19 protein-coding genes and 1 tRNA gene are annotated in these 21,202 nt (G+C 59.5%); 9 read left to right on the top strand and 11 right to left on the bottom strand.

Features of this window, described 5'->3' with window-relative positions:
• Positions 1-45 precede the first annotated feature (45 nt).
• The gene (locus AT6N2_RS16355; protein WP_209090239.1) at positions 46-1,068 is read left to right on the top strand and encodes an LLM class flavin-dependent oxidoreductase; all 1,023 of its coding nucleotides are present in this window, start codon (positions 46-48) and stop codon (positions 1,066-1,068) included.
• Between the two features lie 186 nt (positions 1,069-1,254).
• Here AT6N2_RS16355 and AT6N2_RS16360 read toward each other — a convergent pair whose 3' ends face one another.
• The gene (locus AT6N2_RS16360) at positions 1,255-2,373 is read right to left on the bottom strand and encodes a mandelate racemase/muconate lactonizing enzyme family protein (protein ID WP_209090240.1); all 1,119 of its coding nucleotides are present in this window, start codon (positions 2,371-2,373) and stop codon (positions 1,255-1,257) included.
• Positions 2,374-2,603: 230 nt separating this feature from the next.
• Here AT6N2_RS16360 and AT6N2_RS16365 point away from each other — a divergent pair, with 230 nt between their 5' ends.
• Together AT6N2_RS16365 and AT6N2_RS16370 are read left to right on the top strand one after the other, a co-directional pair.
• Positions 2,604-3,278, top strand: a complete 675-nt coding sequence (locus AT6N2_RS16365; RefSeq protein ID WP_209090241.1) for a GntR family transcriptional regulator — start codon at positions 2,604-2,606, stop codon at positions 3,276-3,278.
• 105 nt (positions 3,279-3,383) lie between these two features.
• The gene (locus AT6N2_RS16370; protein WP_209090242.1) at positions 3,384-4,853 is read left to right on the top strand and encodes a mannitol dehydrogenase family protein; all 1,470 of its coding nucleotides are present in this window, start codon (positions 3,384-3,386) and stop codon (positions 4,851-4,853) included.
• A gap of 49 nt (positions 4,854-4,902) precedes the next feature.
• On the opposite strand, the gene AT6N2_RS16375 is transcribed toward AT6N2_RS16370, so the two are convergent.
• From AT6N2_RS16375 to AT6N2_RS16410, 8 genes are all read right to left on the bottom strand, one after another.
• Positions 4,903-5,748: an ATP-binding cassette domain-containing protein gene (locus AT6N2_RS16375; RefSeq protein WP_209090243.1), complete on the bottom strand. Its 846-nt coding sequence runs from the start codon at positions 5,746-5,748 to the stop codon at positions 4,903-4,905.
• Complete coding sequence (locus AT6N2_RS16380; protein ID WP_063947193.1) at positions 5,745-6,584, bottom strand: ABC transporter ATP-binding protein; 840 nt, start codon at positions 6,582-6,584, stop codon at positions 5,745-5,747. The genes AT6N2_RS16375 and AT6N2_RS16380 overlap by 4 nt, the downstream gene beginning before the upstream one ends.
• Positions 6,585-6,587: 3 nt before the next feature.
• Positions 6,588-7,502, bottom strand: coding sequence for an ABC transporter permease subunit (locus AT6N2_RS16385; RefSeq protein ID WP_063947192.1), 915 nt, complete (start codon positions 7,500-7,502; stop codon positions 6,588-6,590).
• Positions 7,499-8,506 (bottom strand): ABC transporter permease subunit, encoded by a 1,008-nt coding sequence (locus tag AT6N2_RS16390; RefSeq protein ID WP_004437854.1) that lies wholly within the window; start codon positions 8,504-8,506, stop codon positions 7,499-7,501. The genes AT6N2_RS16385 and AT6N2_RS16390 overlap by 4 nt, the downstream gene beginning before the upstream one ends.
• A 63-nt stretch (positions 8,507-8,569) precedes the next feature.
• Positions 8,570-10,174 (bottom strand): ABC transporter substrate-binding protein, encoded by a 1,605-nt coding sequence (locus tag AT6N2_RS16395; RefSeq protein ID WP_063947190.1) that lies wholly within the window; start codon positions 10,172-10,174, stop codon positions 8,570-8,572.
• Positions 10,175-10,291: 117 nt separating this feature from the next.
• The gene (locus AT6N2_RS16400) at positions 10,292-11,479 is read right to left on the bottom strand and encodes a M24 family metallopeptidase (protein ID WP_209090245.1); all 1,188 of its coding nucleotides are present in this window, start codon (positions 11,477-11,479) and stop codon (positions 10,292-10,294) included.
• Positions 11,480-12,010: 531 nt separating this feature from the next.
• Positions 12,011-12,760, bottom strand: a complete 750-nt coding sequence (locus AT6N2_RS16405) for an SDR family oxidoreductase (protein WP_063947188.1) — start codon at positions 12,758-12,760, stop codon at positions 12,011-12,013.
• Complete coding sequence (locus tag AT6N2_RS16410) at positions 12,757-13,368, bottom strand: nucleoside 2-deoxyribosyltransferase (protein ID WP_209090246.1); 612 nt, start codon at positions 13,366-13,368, stop codon at positions 12,757-12,759. Before AT6N2_RS16410 ends, AT6N2_RS16405 begins: the two co-directional genes overlap by 4 nt.
• Positions 13,369-13,528: 160 nt before the next feature.
• On the opposite strand from AT6N2_RS16410, the gene AT6N2_RS16415 reads away from it, so the two are divergent.
• The 4 genes from AT6N2_RS16415 (at position 13,529) to AT6N2_RS16430 (ending at position 17,633) form a co-directional block, all read left to right on the top strand.
• The gene (locus AT6N2_RS16415) at positions 13,529-14,155 is read left to right on the top strand and encodes a ribonuclease D (RefSeq protein ID WP_063947186.1); all 627 of its coding nucleotides are present in this window, start codon (positions 13,529-13,531) and stop codon (positions 14,153-14,155) included.
• An 84-nt stretch (positions 14,156-14,239) separates the two neighbouring features.
• A complete protein-coding gene (locus AT6N2_RS16420; RefSeq protein WP_063947185.1) occupies positions 14,240-15,472 on the top strand; it encodes a hypothetical protein in 1,233 nt (410 codons plus the stop codon).
• Positions 15,473-15,520: 48 nt separating this feature from the next.
• The gene (locus AT6N2_RS16425; RefSeq protein WP_209090247.1) at positions 15,521-15,829 is read left to right on the top strand and encodes a hypothetical protein; all 309 of its coding nucleotides are present in this window, start codon (positions 15,521-15,523) and stop codon (positions 15,827-15,829) included.
• A 247-nt stretch (positions 15,830-16,076) separates the two neighbouring features.
• Positions 16,077-17,633, top strand: a complete 1,557-nt coding sequence (locus tag AT6N2_RS16430) for a hypothetical protein (protein ID WP_063947183.1) — start codon at positions 16,077-16,079, stop codon at positions 17,631-17,633.
• 92 nt (positions 17,634-17,725) lie between these two features.
• Here AT6N2_RS16430 and rpsA read toward each other — a convergent pair whose 3' ends face one another.
• Positions 17,726-19,426, bottom strand: coding sequence for a 30S ribosomal protein S1 (gene rpsA / locus AT6N2_RS16435; RefSeq protein ID WP_063947182.1), 1,701 nt, complete (start codon positions 19,424-19,426; stop codon positions 17,726-17,728).
• A 169-nt stretch (positions 19,427-19,595) separates the two neighbouring features.
• The gene (cmk, locus tag AT6N2_RS16440) at positions 19,596-20,228 is read right to left on the bottom strand and encodes a (d)CMP kinase (RefSeq protein ID WP_063947255.1); all 633 of its coding nucleotides are present in this window, start codon (positions 20,226-20,228) and stop codon (positions 19,596-19,598) included.
• A 226-nt stretch (positions 20,229-20,454) separates the two neighbouring features.
• Between cmk and AT6N2_RS16445 the strand changes: the two genes are divergently transcribed.
• Both AT6N2_RS16445 and AT6N2_RS16450 read left to right on the top strand, forming a co-directional pair.
• Positions 20,455-20,841, top strand: coding sequence for a TIGR02300 family protein (locus tag AT6N2_RS16445; protein ID WP_063947181.1), 387 nt, complete (start codon positions 20,455-20,457; stop codon positions 20,839-20,841).
• Positions 20,842-20,994: 153 nt separating this feature from the next.
• Positions 20,995-21,070, top strand: a tRNA-Ala gene (locus tag AT6N2_RS16450).
• Positions 21,071-21,202: the final 132 nt, after the last annotated feature.

Raw genomic sequence — 21,202 nt, forward strand, 5'->3', positions numbered from 1 at the left:
AGCTGGCTTGCAGAGCCGGCATCCTCCGACATCTGGAAGATCACTATGAAAAAGATCGGATTCCTATCCTTCGGCCACTGGACGCCCTCCCCCCAGTCGCAGACCCGCTCGGCAGCCGATACGCTGCTGCAATCGATAGACCTCGCCGTGGCTGCGGAAGAACTGGGCGCTGACGGCGCCTATTTCCGTGTGCACCATTTCGCCCGTCAGCTGGCCTCGCCCTTCCCGCTACTGGCCGCCGTCGGCGCCCGCACGAAGAAGATCGAGATCGGCACCGGCGTCATCGATATGCGCTACGAAAACCCGTTCTACATGGTGGAGGATGCCGGTTCGGCCGACCTCATCGCCGGTGGACGCCTGCAGCTCGGCATCAGCCGCGGCTCGCCTGAACAGGTCATCGACGGCTGGCGTTATTTCGGTTACCGACCGGCTGAGGGCCAGAGCGAAGAAGATATGGCGCGTCAGCACACCGAGGTCTTCCTCGAGCTTTTGAAGGGCGAAGGCTTTGCCGAGCCGAACCCGCGGCCGATGTTCCCCAACCCGCCCGGCCTTCTGCGGCTGGAGCCGCATTCGGAAGGCTTGCGCGATCGCATCTGGTGGGGCTCGAGCTCCAATGCAACGGCGGTGTGGGCGGCAAAGCTTGGCATGAACCTGCAAAGTTCCACGCTCAAGACGGACGAAACGGGTGAGCCTTTCCACGACCAGCAGGCGCAGCAGATCCGCACCTTCCGGGAAGCCTGGAAGGGGGCCGGACATGCCCGCGAGCCGCGCGTCTCCGTCAGCCGCAGCATTTTCGCCCTCGTCAATGATCGCGACCGCGCCTATTTCGGTTACGGTAACGAAGGCGACGACAAGATCGGCTATATCGACGACAAGACGCGCGCGATCTTCGGACGCAGCTATGCCGCCGAACCGGAAAAGCTGATCGAACAGCTGAGGGCCGACGAAGCCATCGCCGAGGCCGACACGCTGTTGCTGACCGTGCCGAACCAGCTGGGCGTCGATTACAACACCCATGTGATCGAGACCATCCTGAAGCAGGTGGCGCCGGCACTCGGCTGGCGCTAAATTTGGAAAAATTGCACCATCCACACTCCGTCACCCCGGACTAGATCCGGGGTCCAGCGCGATCAAGTCTTTGATCGCGAAAGACTCTTTTCACGGCGCAGACGCGCCGTGGCTGGATGCCGGAGCTAGTCCGGCATGACGGAGGACGGACTTACCTCCATTAAAATCCGGGCTGTGTACCGCTGTTCATTTCACCGCCTTGCCATAACGGGCGAAGCTTTCCGTCAGCGGCGTGGTGCTCGCACCCGGCTGCTCGGGCCGTTTGTAAACACCATCACGCACCTGGATCGGTTCTTCAAAATGATCCTTGATCCAGGGTATATATTCGAGAATGGTCGAAGCCGGGTGCCAGTAGCTCAGATGCACATGCACCTGGCTCATCTCGCCGGCGTGCGGCACGACAGGCAGGCGATGGGCGAGTGCCAGATCTGCGACCTGGATATATTCGGTGATGCCGCCAAGCCGCGTCACGTCAGGCTGGACGTAGGCGACCGCGCCTGCATCGATGAACGAACGGAACGCATCCACCGTGTAGAGCTGCTCGCCCAGCGCAATCGGGATAGTGGTATTGCGCGCCAGCCGGGCATGGCTTGTCACATCGTCGTACCACAGCGGCTCCTCGAACCAGTAGATGTCCAGATCCCTCGCTGCCGCACAGAAGCGCTGGCATGTGGGCAAATCCCACTTGCCGTTGCCGTCGATGGCGATGCGGATGGATGAGCCGACGCGTTTGCGCACGGCAGCAAGCCGGGCGATGTCGATATTCGGATCGTCATGCCCGACCTTGATCTTCAATCGGGTAAAGCCGTCTTCCTCCACGGCCCTTGTGCTGCCTGCGAGCAAATCGTCCAACGAGAAGGAAAGCCAGCCGATATCGGTATTGTAAGCTTCCACCGCCGGCGTGCGTGCACCGCCGAGATAGTGCCACAGCGGCACACCCGCCTTTTTCGCCTTCAGGTCCCAGAGAGCCACATCGATCGCGGCTAACGCCAGATGCGTGATGCCGGCCCTGCCGACCCATTGGAGCGAGGGATAACGGGCGAGTTTCATCCAGAGCCGTGAATGCTCCGACGCATCCTCGCCGACGAGCAATGGTGCATAACAATCGCTAATACAGGATGTAATCAACCTGTCCGACGCCAGATGCGCATGAGTGCCGGTGAAACCATAGCCCTCAAGGCCATCGCTGGTGGTGATCTTCGCGCCGACGACGCCCCAATGCGTGATGCTGTGGGTGGAATCCGAAATGGAGTCCGAGGTCAGCGGCAGGTGCAGGATGAAGGGTTCGACGGTGGTGATTTTCATGATCGGTCATTCCTCGATTGCTGATTGCTTGCAGGGAGGAATAGACGCCGCGTCCCCGCGACCATGGCCGCGAAGATGGCTTTCGGGAAATGGCCTGACCGCCCTCCTCCAGCAGCCGGCTTCCGACGATGGATAGAGCTAAAGGAAAAACGGCATTTGTAAAATAAAAAATTTTTTATTTTTAATATTCAGCCATTGCCAGTCCTTCGAAGCTGGGCAATGATGCCGCCATGAACTCGCTGGTCAAAGTCACGCTCGCCGAACAGGCGCATCAGGAACTGCGCGCGCGCATCGTCAGCGGCAGATTGCGCGGCGGCGAACGGCTGCTGCCCAATGAGCTTGCCGCCGATCTCGGCATCAGCCCCACGCCGGTCAAGGAAGCTTGCCTGAAACTCGAGGCCGATGGCCTGGTGGTCAATTCCTCCCGTCGCGGCATGGTGGTGCGCGATTTCACCGTGGAGGACGTTGAGGAACTTTACGCCGCCAGAATGCTGCTCGAAAAAGGTGCGGTAGACGTGGCCTTCGATGCCGGCCAACTGGACGGAGCGCTGCACGCGACACTGCTGGAAAGCCTTGCGAAACATCGCGAGTTCGCCAAGGGCTGGACGCTGGACGAATTGTCGAAAGCGCTTTTTTATGACCGCAGCTTCCATACGACCCTTGTGTCGGCGGCGCGCATTCCCGTCATTTCCGGCTCGCATGAGCGCATTCTCGACCAGACCCACACGGTCTTCGTCTCGATCCTCGGTGATTACGCCCGCTCGGTCGAGGAGCACCAGAATATTGCCGATGCCATTGCCGCCGGCAGTAAGGCCCAGATCATCGATGCGCTATGGCGGCATCTGGAGCGCAGCCGCCAGAACACGCTGCGTCAGGTTCGGCTCCTCAAAGAGGCCAGCGCCTGAAAGAGCGAGCGCCAGATGGGATGGACGAGGACACCGAAACGGCGTCAATCATGAGGCCCACGCTGCCAACCGAATCCCTATCCTTCCAGACGGAGATTTCCCTCCATGCCAGACCGGCTTTGCGTCGCAACCCTCGCCCACCTGCCACCGACGGTCGCAACGCCTACCTATGACCGGGAGACGATCACGCCCGGCATCGTGCACCTCGGCGTCGGCGCTTTTCACCGGGCGCATCAGGCGGTTTTCATCGACGATTGCCTCAATCGCGGCGAAACAGGATGGGGCATCATCGCCGCATCGCTGCGCAGCCCGGACACCCGCGACGCCATCGAACCGCAGGATAATCTCTACACCTTCTGCCTTCGCGACGGCAAAAGCGAGCGCCTGCGCATCATCGGCTCGATTGTTGAAACCGTCGTCGTCCCGGAAAACCCGCAGCGCTTGGTAGAGCGGATGGTCGACCCGAGCGTCCTCATCGTTACCCTGACCGTTACGGAGAAGGGATACCTGACGAACCTCGCCTCCCGCAGCCTGCTGAGCGACCATCCAGATATCGTCCACGATCTCGAAAATCCGCAGCGGCCGCGCTCGATCTTCGGTTTCATCCTTACAGCGACCCGACGCAGACGTGCAGAGGGTTCCCTGCCCCTGACGCTGCTGTCCTGCGACAACCTGCCCGCTAATGGACACATGCTGCGCAAGCTGCTGCTCGACTTCGCGCGCCTTGCGGATGAGGAACTGGCATCCTTCATCGAAGACAATATTGCCTGCCCCTGCTCGATGGTCGACCGTATCGTTCCCGCCACCACTGATGCGGACCGGCATGCGATTTCTGCCGCACTCGGCTTGCGTGATACGTGGCCGGTCGTTGCCGAACCCTATTTCCGTTTCGTCATCGAAGACCACTTTCCGCATGGCAGGCCGGAGCTTGAGAAATCAGGCGTGGAATTCGTCGATGATGTCGAACCTTACGAGCATATGAAGCTGAGGATGCTGAACGGCTCCCACAGCGCCATCGCCGCCATCGGCCAGATTACCGGCCTCGCGACCGTGGCCGACGCCTGGGCTGAAAAGACCGTGCGCGATTTCATCGATGCCTACTGGCGAGAAGTCGGCCGGACGCTCGCACCTGCCGTCAATGGTGTGGAATTCGCGGCCGGGCTGCGGGAGCGTTTCGCCAATCCGTCGCTAGAACACAAGACGATGCAGATCGCCTCCGATGCCTCGCAGAAAGTGCCGCTACGCATTCTTGCACCCTTGCGCGAATTGCTCGAGAAGAACGCCGAAAGCCGCGCCATCATTCTCGCCGTCGCCCTGTGGATCAGGTCCTGTGCGGGGAGAAACGAAAAGGGAGAGCCGGTCACGATTCTCGATCCCGCCTTCATCGAGTGGGATGCACCGGATCAGTTGAAAATGGCGCCGGATGAGGTTGTCGACCGATTTCTGGCCTTCAAACGCGTCTTCGCTGATGATCTGCCTGACAACGAGGCCTTCGTTTCGAGCCTGAAGGCGGCTTACGGTGACATCAGAGAGCTCGGCGCACTTGCCGCCATCGGAAAGTTTTTAAAGTCCTGAAAATGAAACAGGCCGGAAAACCCGGCCTGTCATCAGTGCTTTCGTCTGCTTAAGCTGCTGCGCCCTGTCGCGCCGCCTTGCGGCGTTCAACGCGGGCGCGGATTGCCTCCACATCCGTGACGGGCGTGGCGGCAAAAAGCTGCCGCGTATAGGGATGCTTCGGACCGGCGAAAAGCTCCTCACGCGTGCCTTGCTCCACAGCTTCGCCTTTGGAAATGACCAGCACGTCGTCAGCAATATAGCGGACCACGGAAAGATCGTGGCTGACGAAGACATAGGTCAGCTCGAACTCTTCCTGCAGATCGCGCAGCAGATTCAAGACCTGTGCCTGCACCGAAAGATCGAGTGCCGAGACCGGCTCGTCCAACACCAGCAGCGCCGGGTTCAGCATCAGCGCGCGCGCAATGGCGATGCGCTGGCGCTGGCCACCCGAGAACATGTGCGGATACCGATTGAAATGCTCAGGACCAAGGCCGACCTTTACCAGCATGGCTTCGGCCCGCTCGCGACGCTCGGAAGCCGGCATCTTGGTGTTGATGATGAGCGGCTCCATCAGCACGTCGCCCACCTTCTGGCGCGGGTTAAGGCTGCCATAGGGGTTCTGGAACACCATCTGCACCTTGGAGCGCATCTGCGTGTCCGGACGGCGCTTGGCGATATCGACCGGTTTGCCCTCGATCTTCAGCTCACCGCCGGATGCCGGGTCGATCAGCGCGATGATGCGGGCGAGCGTCGACTTGCCCGATCCGGATTCGCCGACGATGGCGAGCGTCTTGCCGCGCTCGACGGCAAAATCGATGCCCTTCAGCGCCTGAACGGTCTTTGCGCCGCCGAAAATGCCGCCGGGAACGTGGTAATGGCGGGTGATCCCCTTGCCTTCGACAACGATACTCATCGAACGCCCTCCTTGCCAAAGAAATCGGAGACAGTGGGCAGACGGTCGCCGGTGGCATTTTCCGGCAGGGCCGAAAGCAATGCCTTGGTATAGGGATGCTGCGGGGCTTCGAAGAGGCTCAAGACATCTGCCTCCTCCATCTTGCGACCCTTATATTGCACCACGACGCGATCGGCGGTTTCCGCCACGACACCCATGTCATGGGTGATGAGGATCAGCGCCATTCCGTATTCTTCCTGCAGCTTCATCAAGAGGTCGAGGATCTGCTTCTGGATGGTCACGTCGAGCGCAGTCGTCGGCTCGTCGGCGATCAGAAGGCGCGGCTTGGAGGCGATCGCAATCGCAATCATCACGCGCTGGCACTGGCCGCCCGACATCTGATGCGGATAGGCCTTCAGCTTCGTCTCGGGATCGGGAATACCGACGGCGCGGAACAGTTCCAGCGCCCGGGCGCGCGCGGCAGCGCCGCCCATGCCGAGATTGAGGCGCAGAACTTCCTCGATCTGGAAACCGACCGTGAAAGACGGATTGAGCGAGGCGACCGGCTCCTGAAAGATCATGGTAATCTCGCGGCCGATCAACTTGCGGCGCTCCTGCGGCGACATGGCCAGCAGGTTGATGCCGTCAAACACCATTTCATCGGCCGTAATCGTCGCCGTATCGGGCAGAAGCCCCATGACGGCGAGCATCGAGACCGATTTGCCCGAACCGGATTCACCGACGATCGCCAGCACTTCGTGCTTGTCGACGGAGACATCGATGCCATCGACGGCGGTGAACGCGCCTGTCGCGGTGGCGAATTTAACCGTCAGGTTCTTGATTTTCAGCAGGCTCATCTCTCAGCTCCGCTTCAGTTTGGGATCGAGCGCATCGCGCAGCCCGTCACCCATCAGGTTGATGGCAAGCACCGAGATCAGGATCGTCAGGCCCGGAAGGGTGACAACCCACCAGGCGCGCAGAATGAACTCACGCGCTTCGGCAAGCATCGTACCCCATTCGGAGGCAGGCGGCTGAGCGCCCATGCCGAGGAAGCCGAGTGCGGCCGCGTCGAGAACGGCGGACGAGAACGAAAGCGTTGCCTGCACGATCAGCGGCGCAAGGCAGTTCGGCAGGATGGTCTTGAACATCAGCCGCAGATTGCCGGCACCGGCCACGCGCGCGGCCGTGACATATTCACGCCGAAGCTCGCTCATGACGGCAGCGCGCGTCAAACGGGCAAAATGCGGCTGATAAACGATGGCAATCGCAATCATCGCGTTGGTGAGGCCCGGCCCAAGGATCGCGACAAGCACCAGCGCCAGAAGCAGCGATGGAAACGCCAGGATGACGTCCATGACGCGCATGATGACGGAATCGACCCAGCCACCAAAAAAGCCGGCAATGAGACCGATGACGATGCCGCCGACGAGCGCGATGGAAACGACAACGATACCGATGAACAGCGAATATTGCGCGCCGTAGATCAGGCGGGACAACATGTCACGCCCGACGGCGTCCGTGCCGAAGAAGAAGCCGGCACGGCCGCCTTCCTGCCAGACCGGCGGCACGAGCAGGGCGTCGCGATATTGCTGTGTTGGATCATGCGGCGCGATGAGCGGCGCAAACACCGCGACAAGCACCAACAGGATGAAGACAGCAAGGCCGATGACGGCACCGCGGTTCTGGCGGAAATAAAACCAGAAATCGGCGATCATCCGGCGGCGGATGGCGGCGTCAGAAAGTCTGACGACCGGAGCTGTGGTCACATCGCTCATTTGTGACGGATCCTTGGATTGATGAGGCCGTAGGTCAAATCGACGAGCAGGTTGACGATCATCACCAGGCCCGCAATCAACAGCAGGCCGCTCTGCACGACCGGATAGTCGCGGCGCGAGATAGAATCGATCATCCACTTGCCGATACCCGGCCAGGAAAAGATGGTTTCTGTCAGAATGGCACCCGCCATCAGCACGCCGATCTGGAGACCGATAGTGGTGATGACAGGGATCATGGCGTTGCGCAGCGCATGAATGCCAACGACGCGCGAAGGCGACATGCCCTTTGCGCGAGCCGTGCGCACATAATCCTCACCCAGAACTTCAAGCATGGCCGAGCGCGTCTGGCGCGCAATGACGGCAAGCGGAATGGTGGCAAGCACTACCGAGGGCAGGATAAGATGCGAAAACGCCGAGGCGAAGGCGCCCTTCTGCCCCGAAATCAGGCTGTCGATCAGCATGAAACCGGTGACGGAGGGGAAGAAATACATCAGCGAGATACGGCCCGAAACCGGCGTCCATTGCAGGATACCGGAGAACATGATGATGAGCAGCAGGCCCCACCAGAAGATCGGCATGGAAAAGCCAACCAGAGCCGTCGTCATGGAAATCTGGTCGAACCAGGAACCACGTCTGATGGCGGCGATGACGCCAACGGGCACGCCGATGAGCGTTGCGATGATGATGGCGACGAGACCGAGCTCGACCGTCGCGGGAAAGAGCGACAGGAACTCGGTGAGAACCGGCTTCTTGGTGACCAGCGAATTGCCGAGATCGCCCTGAAGCAGCCGTCCGAGAAAATGGAGATATTGTTGCCACACGGGCTGTGCAAAGCCGAGCTGTTCGGCAAGCTGCGCATGCCGTTCGGGCGAAATACCACGCTCGCCCGCCATCAACAGCACGGGATCGCCCGGCAGGACGCGCACGAAGGCGAAGGCGACGATGGTAATCCCGAGGAAGGTCGGAACGAGATAGAGAAGTTTGCCGAGAATGAACCGGATCATGGTTTTTTCCTGAATAGACGCGCGGAAGAACAGGGTTCTTCCGCGCGTCCGGTTGTTCGGGGATTACTCCGCGATGTCGACGTTTTCGAAGGTGAAGTCGCCAAGCGGGCTCATGGTGAAGCCGGAAACCTTGGCGGACATGGGAACGAACTGCGTGGAGTGCGCAAGCGTCGCCCACGGAGCCTGTTCCTTGAAGATCACCTGGGCCTGCTCATAAAGCTTGGTGCGCTCCGCAACGTCGGTGGTCTGCTTTGCCTTGGCGAGCAGGTCCGAGAACTCCTTGTTGCACCACTGTGCACGGTTCGCACCGCCTTCACCTGTTGCGGCGCAGGACAGGAGAACGCTGAGGAAGTTGTCCGGGTCACCGTTGTCGCCGGTCCAGCCGAGGATGACGGCGCCGTCGCGCTTCGTTTCGGTGGACTTCTTGAGATATTCACCCCATTCGAAGGAGACGATCTCAGCCTTGACGCCGACCTTCGCAAAATCCGACTGGATCAGCTCGGCGGTGCGACGGGCATTAGGCATGTACGGACGCTGAACCGGCATTGCCCAGATCTTCATAGACAGATCCTTGACGCCAGCGGCTTCGAGAGCCTTCTTGGCTGCTTCCGGATCGTAAGCATCGTCCTTGATGCTGTCGTTATAGGACCACATGGTCGGCGGGATCGGGTTTTTGGCAACCTGGCCTGCACCCTGGAACACGGCGTCGATGATCGCCTGCTTGTTCATCGCCATGTTCAGCGCCTTGCGCACTTCCGGCTTGTCGAAAGGTGCAACGGTCGTGTTGTAGGCGAAGTAAGCGACGTTCAGGCCCGGCTGTTCATCGAGCTTGAGGTTCTTGTCGGCGCGGATGGTGGCGAGGTCAGCCGGAGCCGGATAAGGCATCAGGTGGCATTCGCCGGCCTTCAGCTTCTGCAGGCGAACGGCGGCGTCAGGCGTGATCGCGAAGATCAGGTCGTCGATCTTCGGGGCTTCACCCCAGTAGTCGGCGTTCTTCTGATAGCGGATGACCGCGTCCTTCTGGTAGGCGACGAACTTGAACGGACCCGTGCCGATCGGCAGGTTGTTGAAGTCTTCCTTGGTGCCGGCCTTCTCAAGCGTATCGGCATATTCCTTCGACACGATCGAAGCGAAAGGCATGGCGATATTGGCGAGGAACGGCGCTTCCGGGCGGGTCAGCACGAACTTGACCGTGTAATCGTCGACCTTGACGATTTCCTTGATCAGGGACGGCATTTCCATGGAGTTGTAATATTCGTAGGTGATGCCTGCGATATACTGGTTCCACGGATTCTTCGCGTCGCCCTGGCGGTTGTAGCTGAAGATCACGTCGTCAGCGTTGAATTCGCGGCTCGGCGTGAACTTGTCGTTGGAGTGCCACTTGACGCCCTTGCGCAGGTGGAAAGTGTATTCGAGACCATCCTTGGAAACGTCCCATTTTTCCGCAAGGCCGGGCTCTACTTCGGTCGTGCCCTTCTTGAACTCCGTCAGACGGTTGTAGACCGGATGCGCGGAAGCGTCGAAGGTGCCGCCTGCGGTATAAGGCGACGGATCGAAGCCTTCCGGCGATGCCTCGGAGCAATAAACGAAGGTCTTCGCCATGGCTGGCATGGCGGAAGTCATCGCAAGTGCAGAAGCGATAAGCAAACTGCGGGTCAGCATTTTCATCTGATGGTCCTTTCCCTCTTTTTCTGAGTTCCTGCGGCCCCCTCCAGGGGCCTACCTCTTCTGGTCAGCAGCGACATGGGTTCCGTGTCGCCGTTCGGTCTTTTGCCTCCCGACCAATTACCCGGCAACCGGCTGAAACAGCCGGTCGAGGTTCGTTTCCGGCGGGCAGAACCAGCGCGGCCCTGCCTCCGTCATATAAGCTATATCCTCGAGACGGACGCCGCATTCACCATAGACGCACAGCATCGGTTCAATGGAAAAACACATGCCCGGCTCCAGCACCGTCGCATTTCCAGCAACGATATAGGGTTCTTCATGAATATCCAGCCCCAGCCCATGGCCGGTGCGGTGCGGCAGGCCGGGAACCTGATAAGCGGGACCGAAACCGGCCGCCTTCAGGCTGTCGCGCGCGGCCTTGTCGACGTCCTGACAGGCGACGCCGGGGCGCGCAGCGGCAAAGGCTGCGGCATGAGCATCGCGCTCTGCGTTCCAGAGGAAGCGCTGGCGATCGGTCGGCGTGCCGAAAACGTAAGTGCGGGTGATGTCTGAGCGATATCCATGGAGAATACCCCCGAGATCGACGAGCACCATGTCGCCGGCCTTCAGCGTCTGTGCATGGGCAACGCCGTGCGGATAGGCCGTCGCCTCACCGAATTGCACCGCCACAAAAAGGGGCTTGAGGCCAAGCGCAATATGGGCGGCATTGACAAAATCGGCGACTTCGGTCGTCGATATTCCGGGTCGAAGACCTTCGAACACTGCCTTCTGCACGCTGTAGCTCGCGTCCATTGCCGTCTGGATGATGGCGATTTCGGCTGCGGACTTGACCTGCCGTTGCGCAACGATCATTGGCTGGGCGGAGATGATCCGCCCTTCCAGCCGCTGCATGAGCGCCGATGCAAACACAAAGGGCGTAGCAGGATCGATCGCAACGCGATGACCAGGACAGCTCAAAGCGTCGATGCGATCAGACATCAGATCGAAGGGATTTTCATCTTCTTCCCAAACGGCGACGTCACCGGGAATGCGGATGAGCGTCTGCAGCTTCGGTTCTTCGAAGGTCGGGCTGATATAAAGCGGCGCGCCCTCGGAAGGAATGAGAGCACCATGAATACGCTCGGACAGACCAAGCGACAAACCGGTATAATAGGTCAGCGACGACGAAGCATCGAGCCAGACCGCCTTCACATTTTCACGGATCATCCGCGCCTGAAGGCCGCGCAGCCGCAGCCTGAACTCATCTTCAGCGATCGATGAAACCGCGACCGGCTGAAAACGTTTCAGCGCCTCTTGTAAGTCTGCCATTCTTTCCCCGTCGCTTTGGGGCCGCAGACATCAAAGTGCCAGCCACCTCCCAAGCGTTCTTTTGCTCATGCTTAAACAGAGCCATGGAGCGAAGCAATGGGCCGCTGGAGAGTGGCAAGCGAAAACTGTGCAAATTTATCTAGACATAACGAAAATGTGATCGACACCGTCCCGATTTCGGTTGCCGTCGCCTTGACGACTTGAATTGGCGCGCCCCCGGAAATCCAAGGGTATTGTCAGCCGGCAACGGGGAGCGGCCACCAAAATATTTCTGCGAAGAGAAGTCCAGAAAAGGAAAAAGCCTGCCGCGGGAGGAGGTGCGGCAGGCTTCAAACTTGATCGGTGATTGGGAGGAGGAGTACCACCGATCCACATCGAGCGACGCTGGGAGGAGGAGTGCGTCGCTTCGATGATTGGAATATAGCGGTTCCTGCGATTTTTAACAGAGCAAGTCTCGCAATGCAGCATTGCAAATCTGCATAGCTCCCCGAATCTTGCTCTGTTTTTCAGCACACATCGTTCAGCGGGACATCAGCTTTCGCGGTAGACCTGGAAACCGGCAAAGGACTGGTTGACTGGCATCAGCTCCAGGCTGTTGATATTGATGTGTTTTGGCTGTGAAGCCACCCAGTAGATCGTGTTGGCGATATCCTCGGACGTAATCGGGTTAACGCCCTTGTAGAGATTGTCCGACGCTTCCTGGTTTCCACCGGTGCGCACCAGCGTGAATTCGGTTTCACACATGCCGGGCTCAATCGACGTTACGCGCACGCCCTTTCCATGCAGGTCAGAACGCAGGCCCAGCGAAAACTGGCGCAGGAAAGCCTTCGTCCCGCCGTAAACATTGCCGCCCGTATACGGATAATGCGCGGCGACCGAGGCAAGATTGACGACAATGCCCTTGCGCTCAATCAGCGTTGGCAAAAGATGATGGGTGATGTTGAGCAGACCGGTGATGTTGGTGTCGACCATCGTCTGCCAGTCTTTCAGCGGCACCTGCGGCGCGGGCGCGGTGCCGAGAGCAAGACCCGCATTGTTGACGAGAATGTCGATGCCCTTGAATTCCTCCGGCAAAGCCGCCAACGCCTCTTCGGTCGCCGGTTGATCGGTAATGTCAAAGGCTGCCCCATGGAATGCGGACCCGAGTTCTGCCGATAGGGCCTCCAGCCTTTCCGCCCGCCGGCCGGTGCCAATGACCTTCCAGCCTTCCTTGACGAAACGCCGGGCCGTCGCCTGGCCAAAACCGGATGTCGCGCCGGTTATAAGGATGGTGCCGCTCATGATGATGCCTCCACATTCGTTTTTTCAGGATAGGTTTCAGTCAGCAATCTTTGGGCTGCCACTGCAAGGCAGCGTCTATACGCTTCGAGATCCGTATACAGCGCCTCTTCTGCGGCATCGCCAACAATAACAACCCCGCCCCGGCGCAGGATGCCGCCGTGCAGCATGAGATTGTCGACCATGTCGAAATTTTCGATGGATAGCCCGTCCGGTCCGCGATACCGCCCCATTTCATCCATCGTGGCAACATCGTTGTAATGCGCCTTGATACGCGAGAAATGGTTAGCGGCGACATTGGTGTAAGCGAAAACCGGCTTACCCAGCGCGCACATGAAACCAAGCTCGTAGCTTGTGCCGGTATCGGCGGCGATCCCGCGAAAGGGCGTGAGATTGGCAATCACCGCATCGGCCTCGAGCATCATCCGCTCGTCCACTTCGTTGATATTGCAGCCGTGGCCGATCCTGGTATCCGCCGGCGGTATTTGCAAATCACCTGGAGAGAGCGGCGTAAACCCGGCTTCCCGGGCGAGCGCTGCCTTGAGGTCAAGCATCTCACGCGCATTCGGGAGGAAAACTTCCGGGCCAGCGAGATAGATTTTCTTTGTCATGGGGAATTCATGCAATCTGAAGGAAGGAATGTGTTGAACCTAACCCGGGCTCTTTCGCAAAGGCAAGCCGATGAAGGGCGGAAACCGCCCATAAACAGTATCGCCCCGATGCCCTTTGCGTTATAGCCGGTTCGACAGACAGGAAAATTCGGAGCAAGACATGGCAGCCACCATCCGCTACCACGAGGGCGATATTTCCGCCGAAGATGCCGCCCGTTACACCGGTGCCATCGCCATCGATACGGAAACGCTGGGGCTGGTGCCGCGCCGCGACCGTCTCTGCGTCGTCCAGCTTTCACCGGGCGATGGCACGGCTGACGTCATCCGCATTGCTGCCGGCCAGACGGAGGCCCCGAACCTCGTCCGAATGCTGGCCGACCCCGCCCATCAGAAGATTTTTCACTATGGCCGTTTCGATATCGCCGTTCTGTTCCATACGTTCGGGGTCACGACCACGCCGGTCTTCTGCACCAAGATCGCGTCGCGTCTCTGCCGCACCTATACGGATCGGCACGGGCTGAAGGACAACCTCAAGGAAATGCTGGAAGTCGATATCTCCAAGGCCCAGCAATCCTCCGACTGGGCGGCGGAGACCCTGTCGCCAGCACAGCTCGAATATGCCGCCTCCGACGTGCTTTATCTGCACGCACTACGTGACAAGCTGACCGCGCGCCTCATCCGTGACGGCCGCATCGATCATGCCGACGCCTGTTTTGCCTTCCTGCCGACCCGCTCCAAGCTTGATCTTCTCGGTTGGGACGAAACGGATATTTTCGCCCATAGTTGAGCGTCCCCAGCCTGTGTTTAAGGTCTGATTTACCAGAACTGCCTATTCTCGGCTGCAACTTTGGGCAGCCGGGAACCGTGAAGGATGATCACTCCGCTACAGCAGACAGCGGGTATTGCTGTCAGCGACCTCATGCGGTCGATGGTGGAAGCCATAGAGGACCGCCGGCGCGAAGAGCAGGAAAAGGCGAACGGCACCAAAAGGGATGATGCGGTCAAGACCCAGCCGCAGCCGGACAAAAGCCATCGTATCGCCAACGAAAAGATCAGTGCCTATCTGTTCGGTTTCATGAAACAGGACCCGAACGCATTCGCATCCCTTGTCTCCCGCTTTTCCTCCGCCCTTGGCGTCACACAGGAAGCCGATGAATCAAGCTTCTCCTTCGCGCGGCGGCTTCAGGACGCCCTCACCCTGACCACGAGTTTCAGCAAAACCGACGCGCAGGGAAAAGCCGCGACGATTTCTCTGAAATCCTTCGGCGTTTCGGAGGCGCAGGTTGTGGACGTGCTGAACAACGGTATCACTGCCAAGACCGATGCCATGGCTGCTCTCGCCGCCCGCATCGCAAAGCGCGCGGGATTGACGGGTCAGGAGGAGAATTTCGGCGCGCAGATGTCGACGGTCATCATGGCCATGCGTGCAACCTTGCCGAAAAACGACACCGAGCTCGAAGAGGTCACGGGGCTCAAGGAACTCGGCATTTCGGCAAAACAGATGATCGCTGCTATCGCGAACCCCTATGGGGACGAGGCGCGCGCGGTGAAAAATGCCCTGAACGAGCAGGTGCAGGGCACGCAATTCATGACGCGGGAGACGTTGAAGATTATCCAGCGCCTTGAAGATGTCGCCGATCCGAAGACCAAAGAGGAGCTGCAAGCCGAACGCGGCAAGGAAGAGATTGGCGAAATCAACGATGCCGAAGTCAAGGCCGAGCGCGAGGAGGAAATCAAGGCGCTCAATGCGCAGGGCAAGCTTGAGGACGTGCAGGAGCTTCAGGATGTCGTGAAGGAGCACATCGATGCTTCCATGGACAAAAAGGCAGACGGCACCAACAAGCAGAAGCCGAGCGATCCCTTGCCTGAAACGACGCTCATCTCCGTATTAGCAGCGACATCGAAGGAAGACACCGCTCCAACTGAAAACCAAGATGAGCCGGCAAAGGCAAAAGCGGCGGCCGAAAGTCCAGCTGACGTGGAAAATGATGCTGAAGAACTGCTTAAAGCGCAGGCGGTTGTTAATGACGCCCGCGCCGCCATTCTGCCGATCTCGATCGATGACAATGGGCTTTACGAACTGCTGAAGAAAAAGGCGGCATGACTGCCGTTCGGACCATTCCCTTGAGCGAAACATGATGTGAGTTCAGACATGACCGATATTCCCGGCTTGCCCGGCGAGGTCCTTTACGACGATGAGCACAATGTGGCGCAAGCCCTGCTATCCATGGCCACCCCGCCGCTTGTTCCCGACGACGCGACCATTGCTGCAGCCGCCGACGAGGAGCAACCCATATCCACGGTGGAGAGGCGGCCGGAGCGCAGCCTGCCCATGGCGAGTTGGCTTGATGCCATGCCACCGGTTTCGTACAAAGCTCCTTCAAGCGACGCGGACCATATTTCCTCGGTGAATTCCGACGATAACGGCCTCTATCGCATGTTCATCGGCGTCTCTCCCTGACGGCGCGGGGCCGGTTAGCCAAATCTTAACAGTTGCAAGCCAGGATTGAACCAGATGATTCTGTATGCGCTGGAACCGATGACGCGGGCAGAGACGCATACGGCGCTCCCGCATGAGCGGGCGAGATGACACCTGTACATCACCGGCGCGGCGATTTCTCACCATTCGAGCCAGATGCGGATCACGAAGCCAATGGGGATTGGCTTCTCGCAGCCAGCGGCGGCCACCGATAGGAACGGAGCGCAGCATGTTACCGCCTGTACCGAAAATCGCCGCAGCCGACGCCGCCAATGGTACCACCGTTTTGGTGACCACGCGCACGCCGGTGAAAGAAATCGTGCCGACACGGATGGGCGATCCTGCCCCTGAAACCAGTGGCAGCCTCTTCGCCCGGGCCGCCGTCGCCTCGCTCACCGGCGAATTTCAGCTATCCCGCAGCACTGCTGTTCTGGCAGAAGCGCTGGGCAAGCTTATGAACCTGCCACGCCGGGACGGCGAGGCTATCCAGACCTACGTGACGCGACTGACGGAGGCGCTCCGCGCCCTGCCAGCATCGCAGCGGCTGGCATTGGAACAACAGGTCGGCAAGGCGCTGCAGGGTTTGACCCTGACAATGCTCGCCGAAATTCTCAAACAGCCGACGGGGCCGGATGCTGCCCGTTTGGCGCTGCTGATAGAGCTTTCCCGATCCAAGGGTGCGGATTTGGCGGCCAGGGCCGCGGTTTCATTCTATCAGCAGAACAACGCGGCTCATTCCGAGACGACCGCTGCACCGCCCAACCAGCCGAGACAACAGACAGCACCAAATCAGACTATCGAACCCCGCCCATCCTTCGCCCCCACAGCGCCGGCGGCGAACGCCGCAGGCGCCACCAAACTTCTTCCCATGCTCATCGGCCCGCTCGTCCTCAGTGGCGCAGCGGTGAAAGCAACGGTCGCGGCTCTGACTACACCGCCCGAATTTCGCACCACAAAGCAAGTCGTACTGGCCCACACGGATGAGGTGCCGAGCAGTATCGCCAAACCGGATGGACGGGCGAACGACGCCGCACGTCCGCTTCCGCCGCAAGCCGGCGGCGGGGCGAAGGAGATGTCAGGTGACAACCGTCTGCCAAACTTGCCCCGCATCGACAATGGTGAAACGCGCCCTGCCGTTGCGCATCGGGAATTGGCCAAGACCGATTCGAAGGAAACCCGCACGGGTGTCATCCCACCATCCGGTCCGCTGACGAAAGATGCCGAGACCATAAACACCCTGTTGCTTGCGGCCGCAACAGGCAGGCTTCCGCTCAAGGCAGCCGTTCCGCAGCAGGCGCTGCCCGCGCCGCAAAGCGCTGCGCAACAGCAGTCTGACGATCAGGCCACGGAAAAAGCCGCCCTCGCAACGCCTACATCTCATCCCGTTGGCGACGAGACGGACGCTGCGGCCAATCGCCCGGAACCCCAGATGTCGCCGCGCGCGACACTCGACCCGGAAGCGAGAATGGCGATGCTGGAGCAATCGGCCTCGCAATCCCTGCTCGCCGCGGCTCTTGCGAAAGACGGCACGCCACTACCAATCGTCGCCTACCCGCCAGCGGATGAGGACTACGAATCGGAAACGCCACCGCGGGGTGGTGGACCGTTTTCAGAGGAAGAGGCGGGAGAGGAAGCCGAGGCCGGGGCTGAGGATCCCGATAATCAGGAAGACAAGGAAGAACGCATCGCCGCCAATGACACGAGCGGGGAGCAGGTGAGCGGGTCCCCAGCAACGTCCGACGACAGTGCAGAAAACTATTACCTGAAGATGAGCGGCATGCTCTGAAAAGCGGCTCGTTACCCCCTAAGGATGAGTTGCAAGCAATAAAAAACCCGCCGGAAATTCCGGCGGGTTCTTCAGTTCAACGATCTTGACGATTATTCGCCGCGGTTCTTCAGAGCCGCGCCGAGGATGTCGCCGAGCGAAGCGCCCGAGTCGGAGGAACCGAACTGTGCGACTGCTTCCTTCTCTTCAGCAATTTCCAGAGCCTTGATCGAAAGCATGACCTTGCGGTCCTTCTTCGAGAAGTTGACGACGCGGGCGTCGACAACCTGGCCAACGGAGAAACGCTCAGGGCGCTGCTCGTCACGGTCACGGGAGAGATCAGCGCGACGGATGAACGAGGTGAGGTCTTCGTGGTTGACGAGCTTCACTTCGATGCCGCCATCGTTGACCGCGGTGACTTCAGCGGAAACGACTGCGTTCTTGCGCAGGTCGCCGGAAGAAGCGGCTTCGCCGACAGCGTCCTTGCCGAGCTGCTTGATGCCGAGCGAGATGCGTTCCTTCTCAACGTCAACGTCGAGAACGACAGCCTTAACGACGTCACCCTTGTTGTACTCTTCGATGACCTGCTCGCCCGGACGGTTCCAGTCGAGGTCCGACAGGTGAACCATGCCGTCGACATCGCCTTCGAGGCCAATGAACAGGCCGAATTCGGTCTTGTTCTTGACTTCGCCTTCGACTTCCGTGCCAGCCGGATGGCTGTAAGCGAACGCCTGCCACGGGTTTTCAAGCGTCTGCTTGAGACCGAGCGAGATGCGGCGCTTGGACGGATCGACTTCGAGAACGACAACGTCAACTTCCTGGCTCGTGGACAGGATCTTGCCGGGGTGTACGTTCTTCTTGGTCCAGGACATTTCGGAGATGTGGATCAGGCCTTCGATGCCCGGCTCCAGCTCAACGAATGCACCGTAGTCGGTGATGTTCGTGACCGTACCGGAGATCTTCTTGCCAACCGGGTACTTGGCGGAGATGCCATCCCAAGGATCCGACTCGAGCTGCTTCATGCCGAGCGAGATACGGTGGGTTTCCTGGTTGATGCGGATGATCTGAACCTTGACCTGCTGGCCAATGTTGAGGATTTCCGAAGGATGGTTGACGCGGCGCCATGCCATGTCGGTGACGTGCAGCAGGCCGTCGATGCCGCCGAGGTCGACGAACGCGCCGTAATCGGTGATGTTCTTGACGACGCCGTCAACAACCTGGCCTTCTTCGAGGTTCTGAACGATTTCAGAACGCTGCTCGGCACGCGACTCTTCGAGAACCGTACGACGCGAAACGACGATGTTGCCGCGACGCTTGTCCATCTTGAGGATTTCGAAGGGCTGCGGGTTGTGCATCAGCGGGGTCACGTCGCGGATCGGACGGATGTCGACCTGCGAACGCGGAAGGAAGGCAACAGCGCCGTCCAGATCGACGGTGAAACCACCCTTGACCTGGTTGAAGATAACGCCTTCGACGCGCTCGCCAGCTTCGAACTTGGCTTCGAGCTTGACCCAGCTTTCTTCACGACGAGCCTTTTCGCGCGAGAGAACAGCTTCGCCGAGAGCGTTTTCGATGCGCTCGACATACACTTCAACTTCGTCGCCGACCTTCAGCGTGCCGTCCTTGGACTTCGCGCCGAATTCCTTGAGCGGAACGCGACCTTCGACCTTGAGGCCGACGTCAACGATGGCGACGTCCTTCTCGATTGCCGTGACGATACCCTTGGCAACATAGCCTTCGGCAAGATCGTTAGAGGCAAAGGATTCTTCGAGAAGCGCTGCGAAATCGTCGCGCGTGGGGGTAGATACTGACATGAAATCTCCTGAATGCATCCGCACGGGGGCGAATACAAAGCGCCGGTGGGCTAGTGTTGTTGATACCCGAACCCATGCCCGCCTCTTCAAGAGGCTTTCCGGCGCAAGGACATGTCTTCAGGCAATTCCGGACTAAACGCAGATGGCGACAAGCCGTTCCGCGAAAAACCTATCTCTTCAGAGCGGCGTCGATAATCGTGCGCGCGGCCTGAAACGCCGCCTCTATACTCATTTCCGACGTATCTAGCAAGTGCGCGTCTTCAGCCGGTTTCAACGGGCTGTCGGCACGTCCCATGTCCCGCTCGTCACGTTTTTTCACCTCGGCGAAAATGGAATCATAATCCGCGGCGCCGCCACTCTCCAGAATTTCATCGTAGCGCCGGCGCGCCCGCACGTCTGGAGAAGCCGTCACATAGAGCTTCACCGGCGCGTCCGGGCAGACGACGGTCCCGATGTCGCGACCGTCGAGCACCGTACCGGGCTCCTTTGCGGCAAAGCGCTGCTGCGCCTCGACCAGCGCGCGCCTCACGGGCGTCATCACCGCAATCTTTGACGCAGCCTCGCCGATATCGTGCCGGGAAAGCACGGCGCGATCCAGGCCGGCAAGATCGACCTCCAGCGCTATTCTCTCCGCGACCGTCTCATCATCGAGCGGCAACCCGGCATCCAGAAGAGCTTTGGCGGTCGCGCGGTAGGTGAGGCCTGTATCAAGGTGATGAAAGCCATAGGTCTCGGCTATCCTGCGGGAAAGGGTTCCTTTGCCGGCCGCGGCTGGCCCATCTATGGCAATGGTGAAGGTCATGAAGCGTTCCGTCCGTGCATCCGTCGTCACTTTAATAATGTGTGCGAAGCCTCTCCTATTACATCAGCATAGACGCATAGGGCTTGCGCCAGCGGAGGTAGCACGCGAAGTTTGTCTTTGACACGAAAGAGCGCAACGATTAAGGGGACCGGCTATAAATTTTACCGTCTATGCCGGTTTCACGGCGTACACACCGAAACTCATTCGACAATTTGAGGCTTAGACAGTGGCAAAAGCGGAACTTGGTACCAAGCGCACAGACCCCGATACCGGCAAGAAGTTCTACGATCTGAACCGCGACCCGGTCGTTTCTCCCTACACCGGCAAGTCCTGGCCGCTCTCCTTCTTCGAGGAAAGCACCGCCCAGGCCAAGATGGAGCAGGCTGAAGAAGAGGAAGTGGCGGAAGTCGATACCGAAAACACGGAAGTCGAACTCGTCTCGCTGGAAGATGCCGATGGCGACAACAGCGGCGACGACATCCCTGATCTGGGTGACGACGATGACGTCGAAATCGACGACGATGACGACACCTTCCTCGAAACCGACGACGAAGATGACGACGACGACATGTCCGGCATCATCGGCGTACCGGGTGACGACGAAGAAGCTTGATTTTCCATGATAATCCGGCCCGGCGACAAAAAAATGACGCCGGGCCGTTTTTTATGCTTGCACTCACCGGAAAGCCGAAGTAGTAAGCCGCCACCGAACGGAAACAACAACCGCTTCGGTTCCCGGAACCGGAAGAAATGCCGGAACCCTTATGGGGCTATAGCTCAGCTGGGAGAGCGCTTGCATGGCATGCAAGAGGTCAGCGGTTCGATCCCGCTTAGCTCCACCAAATCCTTCTCAGCAGTAAAATCTCTTTGCGCAAAAACGTAAAACGATGCACGAGCATCGCGTTTTGTCGCCACGCCGTACATCCTCGTGCCTGAGGCGAGCATCCAGATATTTGTCACACAGACGACGCTTC

It is taken from the genome of Agrobacterium tumefaciens, assembly GCF_017726655.1.
Lineage (GTDB): Bacteria > Pseudomonadota > Alphaproteobacteria > Rhizobiales > Rhizobiaceae > Agrobacterium > Agrobacterium tumefaciens_B.